This window comes from Thalassotalea sp. SU-HH00458, assembly GCF_040362795.1.
Lineage (GTDB): Bacteria > Pseudomonadota > Gammaproteobacteria > Enterobacterales > Alteromonadaceae > Thalassotalea_H > Thalassotalea_H castellviae.
Window position 1 is genome coordinate 213,667 of sequence record NZ_BAABWW010000002.1, and the last position, 17,957, is coordinate 231,623.

A 17,957-nucleotide genomic window follows, 5' to 3' on the forward strand; every position below is an offset into this window, starting at 1 on the left:
ATTTTTATACGCGCCTAAAAAGCTCATTGTATTTTGAGGGCAGCCTAAGCGTTTTTATTACTGTGCCAAGTGATGGGTTTTTCGTACTGAGTTAATTTATCCTCAACCCCTAGCGTTAATGCAAATAATGCCATTCTAACCAATACGCCATTTTGCGCTTGCCTAAAAATAGCTAAATTATCTAAGTCGTTTAAATCGGTATCTAACTCATTTGCTTCTGGACGAGAATCGCGTGGTAAAGGATGCATGATCACCGTATGATCTTTACAATATTGGCGATATATTTCTTTGTTCAAACTAAAGTGGCCACGATACAAGTCAGCTTCATCGGGGCTGGCAAAACGTTCTTGTTGAATGCGGGTTTGATAAATAACATCACAGGCTAAATTTCCTTCAATGCTATCGGTTAAGGTAACTTTATGGCCTGCATTCTCTAAGGTTGAAATCACATTGTCGGGCATTTGTAGATCATTAGGTGCGATCATCGTGATATTAACGTCATTGTATAAACTTAACAATTTCGACAATGAATGAACGGTTCTGCCATGTTTTAAATCGCCCATAAGTGTGATGTTAATACCATCTAAAGTTTTACCGTGCGGCGACATTTCCGATTGAATGGTAAATAAGTCTAATAGTGCTTGAGTCGGGTGTTCGTTCGCGCCATCGCCGCCATTAATTACCGGGACATTACTGCCTTGTGAAAATTCACTGACAGAATGCATTTTCGGATGACGCATCGCAATAACATCAGAATATCCGCTGATCACTCTTGCGGTATCAAAAAGTGATTCACCTTTACTTAATGACGAGTTTTCTTCTCCAACGGTTTCTCGAACAAAACCACCTAACAGATTAAATGCGGCACCAAAACTTACTCTAGTACGGGTACTCGGTTCAAAAAACAAGTTATTTAAAATAGCTCCCTCTAAAACATGACAACGCTTTTGACGCATTGCATAAGGGGCCATCTGGGCTGAAACAGATAAAATTTTTGAAATGGCTTCACGATCAAATTGTGAAACAGAGAGAATATGGCTACCTTGAAAGGTCATCATGGCTTATGTACCTGTACTATATTTTTTGAATAGCGATAAAAGAATATTCATTCAGCTATTACTATTTATTTGCGCGGTAATATAGCACATTTGAAAATTTATTAGCACGCGAACTCATTTAAAAAGGTTTGAGATATACTAAAAAAATTACTGCAAATAAGATAAGTACAGGGACTTCATTGAAAATACGGTAAAACTTTCCAGAACGCGTGTTTTTATCTTCTTTAAAGGTTTTGAGTAATTTAAAGCAATAACCATGATAAATTAATAGTCCGATCACTAAGCTTATTTTTATATGTAACCATTTAGCGGCAACAAACCATTGATAACCATATTGATAAATCAGTGCGATGCCAAAAATGACCGTTAAAAATGCAAAAGGCGTTACGAAATACAATAAGCGCTTTTCCATCCCTTTTAAATGCTCAATCACTTTTGGTTCATCACATTCAGCATGGTTAACAAAAAGGCGCGGTAAATAAAAAATACCCGCAAACCATGCAACCATAAAACTTACATGCAATGCTTTGAGCCAGAGGATTGTCATAGGGCTGTTTTTCCTTCTAATAAATAACGCCTAATTTGTTCAAAAGATACAATACCTAAAATATTATCTTTACTGTTTTGATAAATATATACCCCGCCTATCCTATCATCGACAAGCGCAAGGTAAGCTTCAGCTAACGTTGATTGAAAATCTAAAGGGACAAGTTTGTGTGCGACAATATTCCCGCTTGCGACAAATTCAACGCTATCGTCATTAATATCTTGTGGGGGATTTTCTAAAGGCAGGACAAACTCATGCCAAGTAAAGACAGGCTCAGAGGAGCTATTTTTACTAATCACCAGTTTTTTACCTTTTGTTGTTTTGAACGTTTCTAAGGCGAGGTCTGGTGATGATTCAGAAATCAACGTAAAGTTTTCTTGCATCACGCCTAATACACCAATGCGCTGCAATGATTTTTCAATCGGAGGCTTACGATATAAGAGATTTTGTACTTCAAGCTGCATAATTATAATGGAACGATTTTTTAAAAACTGCCCTGAAACTACACAAGCCGATGTAATTGCGATCATCGCAGGTATTACTATTTCAATTTGATTTGACAGCTCAACCACGGCAAGTAAGGCGGCAAGTGGAGCATTGAGTGTTGCGGCTAAAAAACCCGCCATGCCCATTAATGCATAATCGGTGGCAATATGTTGACCAGGTAAATATGTCATGGCGATCGTTGAAGCACACGTACCTGCAATAGCGCCAATGCCTAAAATAGGACCAATAATACCACCTGGAATACCTAAGCCTAAGGCGGTAACTGTCATTATAATCTTGGCAATTAATAACCCGAGTAGTAGTTGAAAATGTTGCTCATATTGGAGAGAAAAATTAACAGCGCTGATATCGGTTCCCATAGCATAAGGGATAAAGAAACCTAAACCTCCGGTGATAAAGGCAGCTAATAATAATCTAGGAACGATATGGTAATTACTTGAATATTTGACTAATAAAGTTAAATACCGATTAAAAATAAACGCTAAAACCCCAAGTGCCATGCCTAAAATAATAATAAATGGGTAATGACTGATAGTTAACTCTATTTTATTGAAATAATCTAAATTGTGGGCAGGACCAAAAAAGTTTTGAGTGATCAACGACCCCACAATTGCAGCAATCATTACAGGAATAAAAATATGAACCTTATATTCGCGTAATATGACTTCCATCACGAAGATAACCGCAGCTATGGGGGTATTAAAGCTCGCAGAGATGCCGGCTGCAATACCACAAGCACACAAGGTTCGGGTGGTATTAAAAGATAATTTTAACAAACTGCCAAGATAGCTACTACAGGCTGCACCTAAATGAACCGCGGGTCCTTCACGCCCAACAGAAAATCCAGATGCTAAAGCAATCACAGTTCCAACAAACTGATGGATGGTATTTCTTAACGGAATAATACCATGAGCGACTTTTAACCGGTGTAAAACAAAGGGGATGCCGGTTCTTAAATAACGATAACCAGTAATCCTCGAAAAGATAATAATGAGTATTGCACCAATAATCGGTAAATCAAAACGACTTACCATATCTAAACTGGTATAATCATCTAATTGGTTCAGATAAAATTGTTGTAAACCTTTAATACTTAAAGTAAACAAGATAACCAGCAGTGCGGAAAATGCCCCACCAATAGCCGCAAGCAAGCATAATTGCCATGATGTTCTAGGCAAAGATAAATGTTTTCTTAACGGGGTTAATGAGATCATATTAGGCTTAATTATTTATAGTTAAAGTCAAATATCAGTTTTTTATTTTATGGATATCATAATACGTTACAAATGAGTTGGTTAGCAAAAATAAATCTGAATACTGTCGTACTCCGGTTAGGCACCTTTCGATCGGCAATTTTACTCTTGGCGTTAATCACGACATGTTTATTTTGTGGTTACCGTATGGGGAACTTTTTTCATGCCTATCAAGAGCAAACGCTAGAGCAACAAAAACAACGTTTAGATAACTTATATCGAAAACAAAGTGAACAAACGCGCCGGATAAATACGTTAGAAGTAGAATTAGAAGTTGAGCGTTTAGCAAATCAAAAATCTCAAAAACTGTTAAAAGAAATGGAAGCGCAACATTATCAAGTGAAAAAAGAGCTGGCGTTTTATGAAAAAGTTATGGCGCCAGAGAAGCAGGCAGACGGGGTTGTGATTGATAATGTAGTGATTTCCGCGACAGCTAGCCCGCATCATTATCGTTTTCAAGTGACCTTAGTACAGCAAAAAGTAAAAAAACGTTATGCGAAAGGTCATGTTGAACTTAACTTTGTTGGCAGTTTAGATAATAAACCATATAAAATTAATGTGAATAAAATGGCTGAATTATCTAAGAAGCAGTTGTCATTCAATTTTCAATATTTTCAAATGATTCAAGGGGAATTTACGTTTCCTGAGAATTTTCAGCCGGAAAAACTAACCTTATCTGCCATAATGCCTAAAAGTAGGTGGCAGAGTTATCAACGTGTTGACGAAAGTTACCCGTGGCAAACAGTTCTTGAAAATATTCCACAAACACCATCACTAATACTTGATTAAATTAGTCAAGTTTAAGATAATTACCCCCTATATTTAAAGAGATTGTTAACCCATGTCTGATACTGAATTACCGATTAAATTTTCTGATGCTGCCGCCAATAAAGTGTTGGCTTTAGTGACAGAAGAAGAGAACCCAGAGCTGAAATTACGCGTGTACGTGACAGGTGGTGGTTGCTCTGGTTTTCAATATGGCTTTACTTTTGATGAAAAAGTCAATGAGGGCGACATGACCATAGTCAAGAAGGGCGTTACTATGGTGATTGATCCTATGAGTTTACAATACTTAGTTGATGGTGAAGTTGACTATGTAGAAGGCCTAGAAGGCAGTCGATTTTTAGTTAATAACCCAAATGCTTCTACAACTTGTGGTTGCGGTGCATCATTCTCTATTTAGTTTTTATAGCACTAAATGACCCAAAGTTTAGTGCTTACCTTCCTTATTATTCCTAATAACCTCTGAACCTTACTAGAAGATACTTGCTTACATTTTGCGCTATCTACTCAGTAGACGATTCTAATGATCAACGTTCATATATCCAATAAATTTATGCTTTTAGCATGTAATAGAGTTATATACTCAAATAAATTGTACTGTAAATAGAATTAATCATTTAAACGAAGGATTCGAATGAAACTAAATAAGTATGGACGTCAATGGTTAGCGGAGCGACTTTATATTTTAGCGCTTTTTATCTCGTTGATATTAATTCTTTGGATGGCTTCAGGGATAATGTAGGCTCAAGAGTTACCGAAAAAAGTTGATAAAGAGAATACTTTAATTCCAAAAATGAAAGTTGAAACACTCCTTGCTTAATAATATTAAGGGATCGTAATAGGCACGTACGAATAAGACAAAATAAGTTAAGTTTTATCGGTAAAATAAAACGGTTGATCCCTGCAGCATAAATTTAAGGTATAGCTAAATTTATGTGTAATGGCTATCGACAATATATTTAATAGATCCAGTTAGAATATGTACTTATACTGTGTCGATAAAATCGATGTGCTTGTAGTCGATTTACTAAGATAGTTACGTATTGATTAAGAACACTTCAGCTTCAAAGGAATTTTTGTGCTGAAGGGAATAATCTAATTTGTTAAAAAAATTCAACATGGAGTTTCAATGAAATTGATTAAATTAGCCGCTATTGCTGCTTGTGTATTATCGGCATCAGTTTTTGCCAATGACCCTATTATTCCTGTTTCACCAGAAACAAAAGCCACGACAACGACTCTTCGAGATAAAGCGATCAACGATAATAGCGCCTATCAAATTTTAAAATCTTTAACCACTGAAGTTGGAGCTCGTCATCCTGGTACTCCTGGTGAAAAAGCTGGCATTGAATGGGGTATAAAAAAATTAAAAGCGTTAGGGTTTGATAAAGTTTATACCGAAGACGTAAAAATGAATGGTTGGGTTCGTGAAGTTGAAAAGGCAGAAATTTTAGTACCTTCATATCAAAAAATGGTGATCACCGCGCTCGGTCGTTCAAAATCTACTCCTAAAGGAGGCTTGGAAGCAGACATTGTTCATTTTAAAAATTATGCAGCACTTGAAAAAGCGGCAGATAATAGTTTAAAAGGAAAAATAGCTTTTATTAGTAACCGCATGGAAAGGTTAAAAAATGGTGGGGGCTATGGCCCAGCAAACATTGCTCGTAGTAAAGGGCATGAACTTGCTGCTCAAAAAGGGGCTGAAGCACTATTGATTCGCTCTATTGGAACTGACGATCATCGTAATCCACACACGGGAGCAACAAATGTAGCAATGGGATATACCGCTGTTCCAGCTGTTGCACTCTCTAACCCAGATGCTGATCAGCTAGTTCGATTAATGGAATTTGGACACACGCCTAAAATTCGTTTAAATATTCAAACCAAAGATTTAGGCCCGATAGTGACTAAAAATGTTATTGGCGAAATAACAGGTCGTGAATTACCTAATGAAGTGGTTGTTATTGGTGGTCATTTAGATAGCTGGGATTTAGGGACAGGTGCGGTTGATGATGGCGCTGGAGTCGCAATTGCTATGGCAACCGGTGCTTTTATTAAAAATAATGTCACAGTTAATCCTCGTCGTACTATTCGCGTCATCCTATGGGGAGCGGAAGAATTAGGTTTAATTGGTGCACGTGCATACGCTAAAGCCAGACAAGAAGATGGCACTATAGCAAACCATGTGATTGGTTCTGAATCAGACTTTGGTGCCGGTCCGGTATATGGCCTGCAATCATCTAAAAATGTTTCCGTTAACGCACTACATGTGGTTGATACTATGGCTGCAATCATGGGAAACCTAGGCGTCAGCCGTCGTGGTGGTGACACTAGCGGAGGTCCTGATATGATTCCTTTGGCTGCTTTAGGCGTGCCAGCGTTAAACTTGATGCAAGATGGTACAGATTATTTTGATTTGCACCACACGCCAGATGACACCTTCGATAAGGTTAATCCTGAGCATATGCGTCAAAACTTAGCTGTTTGGACCGTATTTACTTATATTGCAGCAGAATGGCCCGGCTCTTTTAAATAATTATCATTAGCCTTGCATCAATAAAAATTCGATGATTTTGTTCATATTCAGATCAAAATCATCGGCTCTTACCCCTTTAACAATAAAGTCATCATTTTTTGCCAAGTCAATATCTTCAGCCATAACATAATTATTTTTTTCAGAATTATAAAAATATCTCACTTTGGGGTTAGTCGGGTCGTCTATGTTGCGTTCTTCTACAATGGCAATTTTATTTGAATTTAACTCAACTAATGAGCCAACAGGGTAAACGCCCATGCATTTGATAAATAGATTTACAAGTCTTTGATCTAAATGGTTGTTTTCAGCAAGTTTACGTAAAATATTAAAAGCTTTTATATGATTGTAACCCTTTTTATAGCAGCGATTGGCCGTTAACGCATCGAAAATATCACATATTGAAATCATACGTCCGTATGTTGATATGTCATCTCCTACCACATTAAATGGGTAACCATTGCCGTCTAATTTTTCATGATGCAGTGCAGCAACTTCCAAACTTAACGCTGAAATACCAGGGGTCTTTTTTATAATATCGATTGAATGGTTCACATGAGTTTTCATAATGGAAAACTCTTCGGTTGTTAACTTGCCAGGTTTATTTAGAATGTTTTCAGGGACCATTATTTTACCGACATCATGTAAAAAAGCCCCAATCGATAATTCTTGGATGATAGCTTTTTCGACTTTTAAAAATCGCGCGAAAATTGTCATTAAAACTGAGACTGAAACTGAGTGCTCTAAAAGATATTCATCGGTATTCCTAATATTGATCACACAAGCTAACGCATCAGGATTTTTAAAAATTTCATTAATCGTTTCATCGGTTATTTTTTCAACTGGACTTAAATCTAAAGGTTTCCCAGATTGAGCGTCAGAAAATACTTGTTTTTGGATGGCTTTGGACTGAGTAAATAACTCTTTTGCTTTATAAACGTCCATTATAACGGGCGCGTTTTTATTTTTTCGCGGGTGATGTTCTTTTTTGGTTTTACTCGTATCAATTAAAAGGCTTATTACACCTTTTGCAGCCATATTTTTAATGACAAGATCACTTTTTATATGACCCGGTTGTGTGAGAGTGAATTGTTTGACTTGTTTCACTATTTTTACAACATAATGACCTACTTCTAATGCTGATATTTCTATTTCTTTCATCATTCTTTTATCGAGAACCTTGAGTTTTAGCGCCAATTCCACAGCTTCAGTTTTTAGCATTTCAAATACAGTCAAATTATTGTGGTATTAATTTTGCTGCTTTTTGAAAGGTAATTAGGGTAACGTTATTCTTTGAAGTAAATTATGATTATAGTCTATCTATTTACTGGTACAATTTTTCAAAGTTTTTTGAATTTTTACGAAAGTTTGCCGATAAAGAACGTATACCATTATATTTTTTATTTTTTTCGTTTTTAAAAAGGTCTTTTTATGCGCTTAATTTTCGGGTTGTTAATACTTATTTGTAGTTATTTACCTACGGTTTATGGGGCGAAATTAAGTGTTGTACAAATTTATACTGATGATGTTTTACTTGATTTAATTAAAGAAAACAAACATTTGAGCCAAATGGTTATCGATGAATGTCAACTTGTGCAAGATATTGAAGCACGTGCGGTGATTTCTAACAAACCGGCTTTTCAATTTTTATGGGGAGATATGTTAGCGTTTGGCGTGTGTGTAAAGAAAAATGTGCCGTTAGGGTTACATTATATGCGTGAATCAGCAGACCAAGGCTTACCCGAAGCATTAGAACAGTTAGGTCGTTATTATCATGTCGGCAAGTTTATGCAACCAGATATTAGACAGGCAATTATTTTCCTCAAAGAAGCGGCTAATCTGGATAATTTAAAGGCACAGATTCGCCTCGCTGAAATTTATAATGCCGGAGAAGGCAGCCCTTTAGACTTTCCTGAATTATACGCGCAATTACATCACTCAGTGACCGATGATAAAAAAACACATAAGAAAATCACACATTTATTAGCAGCTCTTGCCGAAAAAATGCCTGAACGTGTAGTTAATGCAGCGAAAGAAGGAAAATATTAATACCAAATCGTGTAACTAAGATATAATAAGAAACAAATCACATAATTAAGTATAAGTATTATTAAAGATCCTCACCAACAACGCGAAGCTAAAAAATACGATAACCCTGTGGCAAGTCGTGAATTGATTTTGTCAATTATCGAAAAATTACCAACGCCGCCGACTTTTAAAGCACTTTGTCAAACGCTTAAGTATCAAGAAGATGAGCATATCATCGGTTTAAAACGTCGTTTACGTGCCATGGAAAATGCAGGACAATTAATTTTTAATAAATTTAAACAGTATGCTATCGCACCTAAAAATCATTTACTTACTGGCACGGTAATTGGCCATCGTGATGGTTACGGATTCTTTGCTCCCGATACAAAGCCCGGAGAGAAAAAACCAAAAGATTTATTTATTTCTTCTCATGAAATGCAACGAGTTTTTCATGGTGATGTTGTTGAGGCTATTTTAGTTGATAGATCTGATCGCAAAGGCCGACAAGAAATTAAAATAACGGATATTATTAAGCCGCGTAAAGCGGGCATCGTGGGACGATTTTTTCTTGAACATAATATTTGCTTTGTGGTGCCAGATGATGCGCGCATTAAACAAGATATCTTAATTGATCCAAAAGAAAGATTAGCGGCGCGTCATGGTCAAATGGTGGTTGTTGAAGTGGTTCAACGACCGTCTAAAAGAAATAATGCGGTTGGAAAAGTGATTGAAGTATTGGGCGATCATATGGCGCCAGGTATGGAAATTGAAATTGCACTTAGAGAGCACGACTTACCCTATCAATGGTCTCCTGAGGTTGAAGCGGAAATTGCTTCTATAGCAGATGAAGTGGAAGATGACGCGAAATTATCGCGCGTTGATTTACGTGAATTACCACTTGTTACTATTGATGGCGAAGATGCCCGTGATTTTGATGATGCTGTTTATTGTCAACCGGAAAAAACAGGCGGATGGCGATTATGGGTAGCGATTGCTGATGTCAGTTATTATGTTCGCCCAGGTACTGCCCTTGATGACGAAGCGTTAGCGCGAGGAAATTCTGTGTATTTTCCCAGCCAAGTCATTCCCATGCTCCCTGAGAAATTATCTAACGGTTTATGTTCGTTAAACCCTGATGTAGACCGACTTTGTATGGTTTGTGAAATGACCATTAATGAAGCCGGTAAACTATCTGATAGTAAATTTTACCCTGCGGTGATGCGTTCTCATGCGCGATTTACTTATACAAAAGTTGCGGCAATACTAGGTGATGCAGAAACCACAGGTGATGAAGCTTTACGTAGTCAATATCAATCGTTAGTCCCTGATTTAGAAAATTTAAATGCGATGTATCACGCATTAATAGCAGCACGAAATAGCCGTGGTGCTATTGCTTTTGAAACGGAAGAGTCGCGTTTTATTTTTAATGCCGACAAAAAAATAGAGTCGATAGAGCCGCTGATCCGAAATGACGCACACAAGATTATTGAAGAATGTATGATCTTGGCAAATGTTGCGACAGCAAAATTTGTTGAACAGCATAAAATGCCGGGTTTATTTCGGGTGCATGACAAACCGAGTGAAGACAAATTTAATAATTTTGTCAGTTATTTAGCTGAACTTGGCTTGCAAATGCCACGTGTTGATAATGAGGATGGTTTACCTGCACCTCAAGATTACAGTGATATTTTGGCGCAAGTGCAAGGTCGTCCCGATCAAGAACTTATTCAAACCATGCTGCTAAGATCAATGCGTCAAGCAGTTTATCAAAGTGAAAATATTGGTCACTTTGGTTTAGCGCTTGAGTCTTATAGTCATTTTACTTCCCCGATCCGACGATACCCAGATTTAGTTATCCATCGCGTTATAAAATCTATCTTGCAAACTCAAGCAGACAGTGCTGGCAATGATGGTTGCTATAGTTATGCCGAAGAAGCTGTCGTAGAACTCGGTGAACATTGCTCGATGACTGAACGACGCGCTGATGATGCCACTCGCGATGTTTCAGACTGGCTCAAATGTGAGTTTATGCAAGATCATGTTGGGGATACTTTTACCGGCGTTATATCAACCGTGACTAATTTTGGTTTGTTTGTACGTTTAGCGGATTTGCACATAGAAGGCTTAGTTCATATTACTTCTTTAGGGCGTGATTTTTATCATTTTGATGATGTTCGCATGTGTTTATCTGGCGAGAAAACGGGTAATAAATTTCATGTCGGCGATGTGCTAGAAGTACAAGTGGCGGCGGTTAATTTAGATGAAAAGAAAATTGATTTAGCCTTGTCGGGTGATAATGCTGTTATTAGTCGCGCGAAACCTCTGCCAAAAGGTAAAGGAGGTAAGCATAGTAAGTCAGAAGGGTTTAATGGTAAGAAAAGCGGAAAAATGAAACCGGCAAGTGGCGTTAAAAATGCAAAACCGAAAAAAGATAAACCTGAAAAATCAAAATCAGCAAAGCGAAAAGCCAGAAAAAAACGGCCGGGTAAAAATGCGCGAAAAGCTAGCAAGTAGTTAGATTAGCTAAATTTATTTTGCAAATTAGTGCGATTAAGCAATGAATTTTGTCGTCAATATTCAACGATTAACGTTAAAGATATTATTGAAATAAAAGTAAGTAAGAGATAAACATGGCAAAAAATGATGAATTAGTATTTGGTATTCATGCGGTTAACGAACTGATAAAACGCTCACCTGAACGTTTTATTGAATTGTTTTTATTAAAAGGTCGTGACGATGAACGATTAATGCCAATAATTAATTTATCACGAAAATATGCTATTCCTGCTCAAATGGTCAATAGAAAGGTGTTAGACGATAAGTCAAATGGTGAGCAGCATCAAGGTGTTGTAGCGCGTGTTCAGCCAGGAAAAACCTTCACCGAAGCTGACTTAGATGACATTATTGAAACCGCTGAAAAACAAGGTGTTCCGCCTTTTCTTTTGATTTTAGATGGCGTGACTGATCCGCATAATTTAGGAGCTTGTTTGCGAAATGCCGATGCGGCAGGCGTACAAGCGATTATTGTACCCAAAGATAATGCTGCGCGACTAACGGGTACGGTTAGAAAAGTTGCAGTAGGTGCTGCTGAGACTGTGCCTTTAGTACAAGTGACAAACCTTGCAAGAACCATGAAGCAGTTACAACAGATGGGGGTATGGATAATCGGTACCGCAGGAGAAACGGATACTTGCTTGTATGATGTGAAATTATCAGGGCCTATGGCGCTCGTGATGGGAGCTGAAGGGAAAGGCATGCGTCGACTAACACGGGAAAATTGCGATCAACTCGTAAAATTGCCGATGGCAGGAAGTGTTTCTAGCTTAAATGTTTCTGTTGCAACGGGGATTTGTTTGTTTGAAATTGTTCGTCAGCGACTCAACTAAACTTGGCTGAATGGCGATTATTGTTCAATTTCTATTGTCAATTGGTCATTCCACGCTACATATAAAACGATAACCGATATATTATATTTCAATTGTCGGTATAATTGTCTATTCTAAAAAGAGTAAGTAAGCGGTAATAATATGCATAAAATACTGCTAGCTGTTATGGATATTTAACTTTCAGGGATGCCATTGAACTGATAGTGATGCCAATTCATGTTGCACAAAAACTTAATTCTGCTGTTGTTAATTGTTTGTGCATTACTTTGCATCAGCGCTAATGTTTTTGCTAACATTGAAAATCAGCCCGTCATAAAATTAGCCGTCTCTAATGCCACTTCAGGCCCAACCGCACAACTTGGGATCCGCTTAAACCAAGGAGCCAATACATATTTTGACCGAGTCAATCGAGAAGGCGGACTTGCAGGTAAACATATTCAATTAGTGCTTCTAGACGATGGTTACGAACCATATAAAACTCTGATAAATACACAGAATTTCTTAAAGAAGAAAGATATATTCGCATTTTTTAATTATGTTGGTACGCCAACGACGCATGCGGTTTTAGATAAAGTCAGCCAAAGTCATGTGCCTTTTTTAATGCCTTTTTCAGGTGCTGAATTTTTACGTAAACCGGTTATTAAGAATATTTTCCATTTACGGGCAAGTTATTATCAAGAAACTGAGCAACAAATACATTTTTTAGTTGATGAAAAAGGAATGACGAATATCGGCCTGATGATTCAAGCCGATGAATTTGGTATTTCAGTTGAAAAAGGCTATTTAATGGCTTTAAAAAAGCGTGGTATAAAGCCAACAGTGACGACACGCTATCGTCGAAATACCAATGATATAAAGTTAGCGCTTAGTATTTTGAAAGCAAAAAACGTTCAAGTTGTTGCATTTGTTGGTACTTATGAGCCATTTGCACAATTGATAAATTCAGCTTATCAGCAGGATTTCACGCCATTTTTTACTTCTGTTTCATTTATATCAAGTCGTGATTTATTTCAGCGGATTAAACAACCAAGTAATGTTTTAGTGACAGAAGTGATGTTAGATCCAGCCAACTGCAATGAAGCTATTTGTTTGCAATTTATGGACGATATGAAGGCTCAAGGCATTAAGACGGTTGATCAGATACTTTTTGAAGGTTACCTCAATGCATTTGTCTTTGTTGAAGTCGCTAAGCAATGTGGTGAATCGTTGAGCCAAAGCTGTTTTTTAGAGAAAATGACAAATTTTACCTATCAAGATAAAGGATTAACCATCGAGTTTTCTGAAAATGACCATCAGGGGCTTTCAAGTATCTTTCTTAATTTCTTTCAATTCGACAAATAAAAACTAATAAGCCGATTAAAAGCTTGCCTTTACTGGTTAATTTACCTACACTACGCGACCTTAATTCAGCCTGAACTTTTTGTTCCTTGCCTCAACTGGTGTTGGCTGAGCCAGATAATGAGGCTACAACCGTAAGGAGCTCGTAATGCGTCATTACGAAATCGTATTTATGGTTCACCCTGATCAGAGTGAACAAGTACCTGGTATGATCCAGCGCTACACAGATTTGATCAATGCTGCTGAAGGCAAGATCCACCGTCTAGAAGACTGGGGTCGTCGTCAATTAGCATACCCAATCAATAAACTTCACAAAGCACACTATGTTTTATTAAACATTGAAGCGCCTCAGTCAGTTATTGATGAGTTAGAAACTTCTTTCCGTTACAACGATGTTGTTATTCGTAACATGATCATGCGTACTAAACACGCAGTAACTGAAGCATCAGCTATGGCAAGTGCTAAAGAAGAACGTCGCGACGATCGCCGCGAAGTTAAGCAAGAAGTTGCTCCAGCTGTTTCAGAAGCACCTGCTGAAGAAACAAAAGAAGAAGCTGCGAGCGAAGAATAAGCTGGTCGTGACAATCTCTACATGTTAGAAAGTTCTGTTATGGAAAATACTAATCTAGAGAATTGCCTCGTGTTGGTAGGGGAAGTGGTTAAACCACCTAAATTATCAACTAGTCCTGCAGGTATTCAACATTGTCAGTTTTCAATGGATCATAAGTCCATACAAAATGAAGCCGGCATGAATAGACAAGCATTTGTCAGAATACAAGTAGTGGCAACCGGTGAAATGTCACAACACTTAACTCGTGATTTAATTGCGGGCAGTAAATTAAAAGTGACGGGTTTTATTAATCGTCATGAATCCAGAAACGGTAATCCGCTTTTGGTCTTACATGCTCAGCATATTGAAATGATTAATTAGGTGATTATTATTTAGCATGAATATTGTTAAAAAATAACATCGAATATTAGGAGAAATCCATGTCTCGTTTTTTTAGACGTCGTAAATTTTGCCGCTTCACAGCGGAAGGCGCTACCTCTATCGATTATAAAGATATTGCTACGCTGAAAAACTATATCACTGAAAGTGGTAAAATCGTTCCTAGCCGTATTACTGGTACAGCTGCTAAATATCAACGTCAACTTGGTCGTGCGATCAAGCGTGCTCGTTACTTAGCATTATTACCATATACTGATTTACATAAGTAACCTAATAAGGGGTTTTGAAAATGGAAGTAATTCTTCTTGATAAAATCGCCAAATTAGGCGGCCTTGGTGACAAGGTAACTGTTAAGTCTGGTTATGCTCGTAACTTTTTATTACCACAAGGTAAAGCTGTTTTTGCCTCTAAAGCAAACGTTGAGCACTTTGAAGCTCGTCGTGCTGAATTAGAGAAGAAATTAGCTGAAGTATTAAGTGCAGCAGAAGCTAAAGCAGCGAAAATCGTTGAATTAGCAGAAGTAACTATCGCTTCATCAGCGGGTGAAGAAGGTAAATTATTCGGTTCTATCGGTACAAAAGATATTGCTGATGCGATTACTGAAGCTGGCGTTGAAATTGCGAAAGCTCAAGTACGTATGCCTTTAGGTACAATTCGTGAAGTTGGTGAGTACGATATCGTTCTTCACTTACATAACGATGTTGATACAAGCATCAAAGTGATTGTTATCGCTGAAGCTTAATTTACTTTTTAAAGTTAAATTAAGTCAAAACACCGCATGGGAGTTATCCTATGCGGTGTTTTTGTTTTTACTTATAACGTTAAAGCAATGGCTTCGTTGAAAGGTTTTTATTGTGATTAATATCTCGATACAAATCATTAAACACGAAAATGCGTACTTTATTCATTTTTGACTACACTTGCAGGTAACAAGAATTTTTAATCGCTGATATGTCAAATACTGTTCAAAATACTATTAATGCTTTTCAACGGCTAGTTCGGCATGTGTCGATATGTCTGATCATCTGCGCTCTTTTATTGGTTTTTGTAAATTATTTTCTGCAAGGCCCAAGTACATGGAATAATATGGTATGTATTGTTTCTATCATGCTCTTAGCTAGTTTACATTTGGTAAGTTATTGTTTTCAAAAAATATTGCAACAAAAGCTGAAGCCTATTACTGCATTAGAAAAATGGGCCGATATATCGAGAATTTGTGGTGAAATTCAAGTCATTCCTAATAATGAGGATAATTTAAGTCAAACCATTTTGACTTTAAATCAACAATTACAAAAAGCAAAAAATAGTGATACTCATCTCGATAACGTATTAAGAAGTAACGCACTGCTTGATAAAGATACTGGCGTAGGCAATAGTGAATTTTTTAATAACCGACTTGATGCGTTATTAAAAGAAGATGACTGTCAAGGAGCCGTTTATTTTATCCAATTTAAAGATTTTGATTTAGTACATACCTTGTTTGGTGAGCAACAATCATTAGTGTTATTGGATAACTTAATTCAAACATTAAAATACCGTTTAAACGCATTACCCAATTACTTTATTGCTCGGCGAGATGACTCGGAACTTGCCATTATTGTTCCTGATATCTTTTTTAATGATGCTGAAAAGTTAGCTGAGAAACTGTTACAAGGTTTATGCACCGTTTCACTTCCTGTTGGTATGAATAAAGATGAATTTATTCACATTGGAGTCAGTTATTTTTCGCAAGCTGAAAATTCATATCAAGTGAAGTCTGAAGCCGATATGGCATTACGTTCAGCGCAATTACAAGGCCCATCACAATGGTTTATGTATGATCCTGGTGAAGTAGAACATGCCAGTGCGAAAGGTTCGCTAAAATGGCGCACTTTTTTAAATCATATTATTGATAAAAATGCGTTAGTTATCTTCTTTCAACCTGTTATTTCGGCGGATGATGAACATACCTTACATCATGAGATTTTGACTAAAATTCGGGATACTGATGGAGGATTAATTAGTGCCAGAGTCTTTTTACCTATGGCGAAAAAATGTGGCTTGATACAACAAATTGATTTGTTAGTTTTAAAACAAGTTTGCCGATTGTTAACCTATGATAATCAACAAAAGGATAAATGCAGTCTTAACTTGTCGATTGAGTCATTATTGTCAGATGATTTCTTGAAAAAGTTTTTAGCGGTTTTAAAAGATTATCCCCAAATACATGAAAAACTGGTCATTGAGATCAGTGAATATCATTTAGTGAATCATCTTGAAAAACTACAGTACCCATTAGCCATGCTTCATCAATTAGGAATTATGCTTATCGCCGACAAGGTAGGCCAATATGTGGTGAGTGCGCAATATCTCAGTGTTTGCCCAATTTTCAGTATAAAATTGCATCGAAGTATCGTATTAAACATTCATCGTAAAACAGAGAATCAAATATTCATTCAAAGTTTAAAAGCAATTTGTGATGTGCAAAAGGTCAATGTTTATGCTTTAGGCGTTGAAAATATTGATGAATGGCAAACGTTAAAACGATTAGGAGTTGACGGAGGTCAAGGGCATTACTTTACCGAACCGGTTGCTCAAGTGGCAAAGGCCATTCACTTGCCTTAAGTTTATTCTGTTCAATTAACCCTCCCAGTCCTTGTAAACCGCCAGTATGCAATAAAACAATTTTATGATGCGGTTGAAAATACCCAATGTTAATTAAATCTAATAAAGCTAATATCATTTTGCCTGAATAAATAGGTTCGAAAGGTACCCCAGTTACTGCTGAAAAAGCTTGTAGTTTTGTTAAGCTCTCTGGGCTAAATTTAGCGTAGCCACCGTCATGATAGTTATTGAATATCTGCCAGTTATTCAATGGTTGATTGTGTTTATCGTTTAATAAGGCTGATACTTCTTCGGTTAGGTAATCTGTTTGCTTTAACACCGCAATACCAAGAATGTTATGTTGATTATTATCGCCAGAAATGAGTCCTGAAATCGTACCTGCACTCCCTACCGGCGTTATTAATGTGTCGTATTGTGTTTGAATATTTAATTCATGACATATTTCAGCAACCCCACGTAAAGCAAGCACGTTACTGCCGCCTTCTGGAATAATAAAATAATCAGGGAACTGTTGTGATAATTGCTGTAAATATTTTTCGCAATTGCGTTCTCGATAGGTTTGACGATCTACAAAGTGTAAGGTCATGCCCCATTTTCTCGCTTTTGAAAGGGTAAAGTTTTCGGCATAATGTGCTTCCCCTCTGATAATTCCAAGGGCGTGCAGATCATGTTGATTGCAAGCAAAGGCGAGTGCATGTATATGGTTTGAATAAGCGCCACCGAATGAGATAATGCCTTTATAGCCATTTTCTTTCACGTGTTTTAAATTGTATTTTAGTTTTCGCCATTTATTGCCAGAAATAATAGGATCAATCAAATCATCGCGTTTTATCTGAACCTGCAGCTGATATTGTTCAAAAAGTGGGTGTTGTAATGTTTGTAATTCTGAGAAATTAGACATAAAAGTTTATGATTTTATTTAATTAATCGCTTATTTTACCTTAAAAATACTTGCGCATAGCGGCTAATCA

At 37.0% G+C, this 17,957-nt stretch carries 17 protein-coding genes; 12 read left to right on the forward strand and 5 right to left on the reverse strand.

The features are described 5' to 3' along the window. Positions 1–44: 44 nt before the first annotated feature. The 3 genes from ABXH06_RS03940 to ABXH06_RS03950 form a co-directional block, all read right to left on the reverse strand. The gene (locus ABXH06_RS03940; RefSeq protein WP_311579148.1) at positions 45–1,058 is read right to left on the reverse strand and encodes an aspartate carbamoyltransferase; all 1,014 of its coding nucleotides are present in this window, start codon (positions 1,056–1,058) and stop codon (positions 45–47) included. 118 nt (positions 1,059–1,176) lie between these two features. Continuing rightward, the gene (locus ABXH06_RS03945; protein ID WP_353517369.1) at positions 1,177–1,605 is read right to left on the reverse strand and encodes a CopD family protein; all 429 of its coding nucleotides are present in this window, start codon (positions 1,603–1,605) and stop codon (positions 1,177–1,179) included. Then, positions 1,602–3,326: a chloride channel protein gene (locus ABXH06_RS03950; RefSeq protein ID WP_353517370.1), complete on the reverse strand. Its 1,725-nt coding sequence runs from the start codon at positions 3,324–3,326 to the stop codon at positions 1,602–1,604. Before ABXH06_RS03950 ends, ABXH06_RS03945 begins: the two co-directional genes overlap by 4 nt. 72 nt (positions 3,327–3,398) lie before the next feature. Here ABXH06_RS03950 and ABXH06_RS03955 point away from each other — a divergent pair, with 72 nt between their 5' ends. The 3 genes from ABXH06_RS03955 (at position 3,399) to ABXH06_RS03965 (ending at position 6,684) form a co-directional block, all read left to right on the forward strand. Continuing rightward, the gene (locus ABXH06_RS03955) at positions 3,399–4,154 is read left to right on the forward strand and encodes a DUF6776 family protein (RefSeq protein WP_353517371.1); all 756 of its coding nucleotides are present in this window, start codon (positions 3,399–3,401) and stop codon (positions 4,152–4,154) included. Positions 4,155–4,206: 52 nt separating this feature from the next. Continuing rightward, on the forward strand, positions 4,207–4,548 hold the full coding sequence (gene erpA / locus ABXH06_RS03960; RefSeq protein WP_311579160.1) for an iron-sulfur cluster insertion protein ErpA: 342 nt from the start codon (positions 4,207–4,209) through the stop codon (positions 4,546–4,548). A gap of 729 nt (positions 4,549–5,277) precedes the next feature. Continuing rightward, on the forward strand, positions 5,278–6,684 hold the full coding sequence (locus ABXH06_RS03965; RefSeq protein ID WP_353517372.1) for a M20/M25/M40 family metallo-hydrolase: 1,407 nt from the start codon (positions 5,278–5,280) through the stop codon (positions 6,682–6,684). Positions 6,685–6,690: 6 nt separating this feature from the next. Here ABXH06_RS03965 and ABXH06_RS03970 read toward each other — a convergent pair whose 3' ends face one another. After that, positions 6,691–7,902 (reverse strand): cyclic di-GMP phosphodiesterase, encoded by a 1,212-nt coding sequence (locus ABXH06_RS03970; protein ID WP_353517373.1) that lies wholly within the window; start codon positions 7,900–7,902, stop codon positions 6,691–6,693. A 210-nt stretch (positions 7,903–8,112) separates the two neighbouring features. Between ABXH06_RS03970 and ABXH06_RS03975 the strand changes: the two genes are divergently transcribed. From ABXH06_RS03975 to ABXH06_RS04015, 9 genes are all read left to right on the forward strand, one after another. Further along, positions 8,113–8,730, forward strand: a complete 618-nt coding sequence (locus ABXH06_RS03975; protein WP_311579174.1) for a tetratricopeptide repeat protein — start codon at positions 8,113–8,115, stop codon at positions 8,728–8,730. A 57-nt stretch (positions 8,731–8,787) separates the two neighbouring features. Further along, the gene (gene rnr / locus ABXH06_RS03980; RefSeq protein ID WP_353517517.1) at positions 8,788–11,223 is read left to right on the forward strand and encodes a ribonuclease R; all 2,436 of its coding nucleotides are present in this window, start codon (positions 8,788–8,790) and stop codon (positions 11,221–11,223) included. A gap of 116 nt (positions 11,224–11,339) precedes the next feature. Continuing rightward, positions 11,340–12,095, forward strand: coding sequence for a 23S rRNA (guanosine(2251)-2'-O)-methyltransferase RlmB (gene rlmB, locus ABXH06_RS03985; protein ID WP_311579177.1), 756 nt, complete (start codon positions 11,340–11,342; stop codon positions 12,093–12,095). Positions 12,096–12,311: 216 nt separating this feature from the next. Next, the gene (locus ABXH06_RS03990; RefSeq protein ID WP_353517374.1) at positions 12,312–13,436 is read left to right on the forward strand and encodes an ABC transporter substrate-binding protein; all 1,125 of its coding nucleotides are present in this window, start codon (positions 12,312–12,314) and stop codon (positions 13,434–13,436) included. 145 nt (positions 13,437–13,581) lie between these two features. Beyond that, positions 13,582–14,004: a 30S ribosomal protein S6 gene (gene rpsF, locus ABXH06_RS03995; protein ID WP_311579186.1), complete on the forward strand. Its 423-nt coding sequence runs from the start codon at positions 13,582–13,584 to the stop codon at positions 14,002–14,004. A 39-nt stretch (positions 14,005–14,043) separates the two neighbouring features. Continuing rightward, the gene (gene priB, locus ABXH06_RS04000; protein WP_303449327.1) at positions 14,044–14,364 is read left to right on the forward strand and encodes a primosomal replication protein N; all 321 of its coding nucleotides are present in this window, start codon (positions 14,044–14,046) and stop codon (positions 14,362–14,364) included. A 59-nt stretch (positions 14,365–14,423) separates the two neighbouring features. After that, positions 14,424–14,651, forward strand: coding sequence for a 30S ribosomal protein S18 (gene rpsR / locus ABXH06_RS04005; protein ID WP_070375547.1), 228 nt, complete (start codon positions 14,424–14,426; stop codon positions 14,649–14,651). Positions 14,652–14,671: 20 nt separating this feature from the next. Then, positions 14,672–15,124 carry a 50S ribosomal protein L9 gene (gene rplI, locus ABXH06_RS04010; RefSeq protein ID WP_303449322.1) on the forward strand — a complete coding sequence of 151 codons (453 nt, stop codon included), beginning with the start codon at positions 14,672–14,674 and terminating at the stop codon, positions 15,122–15,124. Positions 15,125–15,468: 344 nt separating this feature from the next. Then, on the forward strand, positions 15,469–16,986 hold the full coding sequence (locus tag ABXH06_RS04015) for an EAL domain-containing protein (protein ID WP_353517375.1): 1,518 nt from the start codon (positions 15,469–15,471) through the stop codon (positions 16,984–16,986). Here the strand turns inward: ABXH06_RS04015 and ABXH06_RS04020 are convergent. Further along, positions 16,940–17,887, reverse strand: coding sequence for a 1-aminocyclopropane-1-carboxylate deaminase/D-cysteine desulfhydrase (locus tag ABXH06_RS04020; protein WP_353517376.1), 948 nt, complete (start codon positions 17,885–17,887; stop codon positions 16,940–16,942). The genes ABXH06_RS04015 and ABXH06_RS04020 overlap by 47 nt on opposite strands. Positions 17,888–17,957 lie beyond the last annotated feature (70 nt).

What these genes read in the sequence shown, in the direction of transcription:
- ABXH06_RS03940 (WP_311579148.1), bottom strand. Translation starts at nt 1,058, where the DNA reads ATGATGACCTTTCAAGGTAGCCATATTCTCTCTGTTTCACAATTTGAT.
- ABXH06_RS03945 (WP_353517369.1), bottom strand. Translation starts at nt 1,605, where the DNA reads ATGACAATCCTCTGGCTCAAAGCATTGCATGTAAGTTTTATGGTTGCA.
- ABXH06_RS03950 (WP_353517370.1), bottom strand. Translation starts at nt 3,326, where the DNA reads ATGATCTCATTAACCCCGTTAAGAAAACATTTATCTTTGCCTAGAACA.
- ABXH06_RS03955 (WP_353517371.1), top strand. Translation starts at nt 3,399, where the DNA reads ATGAGTTGGTTAGCAAAAATAAATCTGAATACTGTCGTACTCCGGTTA.
- erpA (WP_311579160.1), top strand. Translation starts at nt 4,207, where the DNA reads ATGTCTGATACTGAATTACCGATTAAATTTTCTGATGCTGCCGCCAAT.
- ABXH06_RS03965 (WP_353517372.1), top strand. Translation starts at nt 5,278, where the DNA reads ATGAAATTGATTAAATTAGCCGCTATTGCTGCTTGTGTATTATCGGCA.
- ABXH06_RS03970 (WP_353517373.1), bottom strand. Translation starts at nt 7,902, where the DNA reads ATGCTAAAAACTGAAGCTGTGGAATTGGCGCTAAAACTCAAGGTTCTC.
- ABXH06_RS03975 (WP_311579174.1), top strand. Translation starts at nt 8,113, where the DNA reads ATGCGCTTAATTTTCGGGTTGTTAATACTTATTTGTAGTTATTTACCT.
- rlmB (WP_311579177.1), top strand. Translation starts at nt 11,340, where the DNA reads ATGGCAAAAAATGATGAATTAGTATTTGGTATTCATGCGGTTAACGAA.
- ABXH06_RS03990 (WP_353517374.1), top strand. Translation starts at nt 12,312, where the DNA reads ATGTTGCACAAAAACTTAATTCTGCTGTTGTTAATTGTTTGTGCATTA.
- rpsF (WP_311579186.1), top strand. Translation starts at nt 13,582, where the DNA reads ATGCGTCATTACGAAATCGTATTTATGGTTCACCCTGATCAGAGTGAA.
- priB (WP_303449327.1), top strand. Translation starts at nt 14,044, where the DNA reads ATGGAAAATACTAATCTAGAGAATTGCCTCGTGTTGGTAGGGGAAGTG.
- rpsR (WP_070375547.1), top strand. Translation starts at nt 14,424, where the DNA reads ATGTCTCGTTTTTTTAGACGTCGTAAATTTTGCCGCTTCACAGCGGAA.
- rplI (WP_303449322.1), top strand. Translation starts at nt 14,672, where the DNA reads ATGGAAGTAATTCTTCTTGATAAAATCGCCAAATTAGGCGGCCTTGGT.
- ABXH06_RS04015 (WP_353517375.1), top strand. Translation starts at nt 15,469, where the DNA reads ATGGTATGTATTGTTTCTATCATGCTCTTAGCTAGTTTACATTTGGTA.
- ABXH06_RS04020 (WP_353517376.1), bottom strand. Translation starts at nt 17,887, where the DNA reads ATGTCTAATTTCTCAGAATTACAAACATTACAACACCCACTTTTTGAA.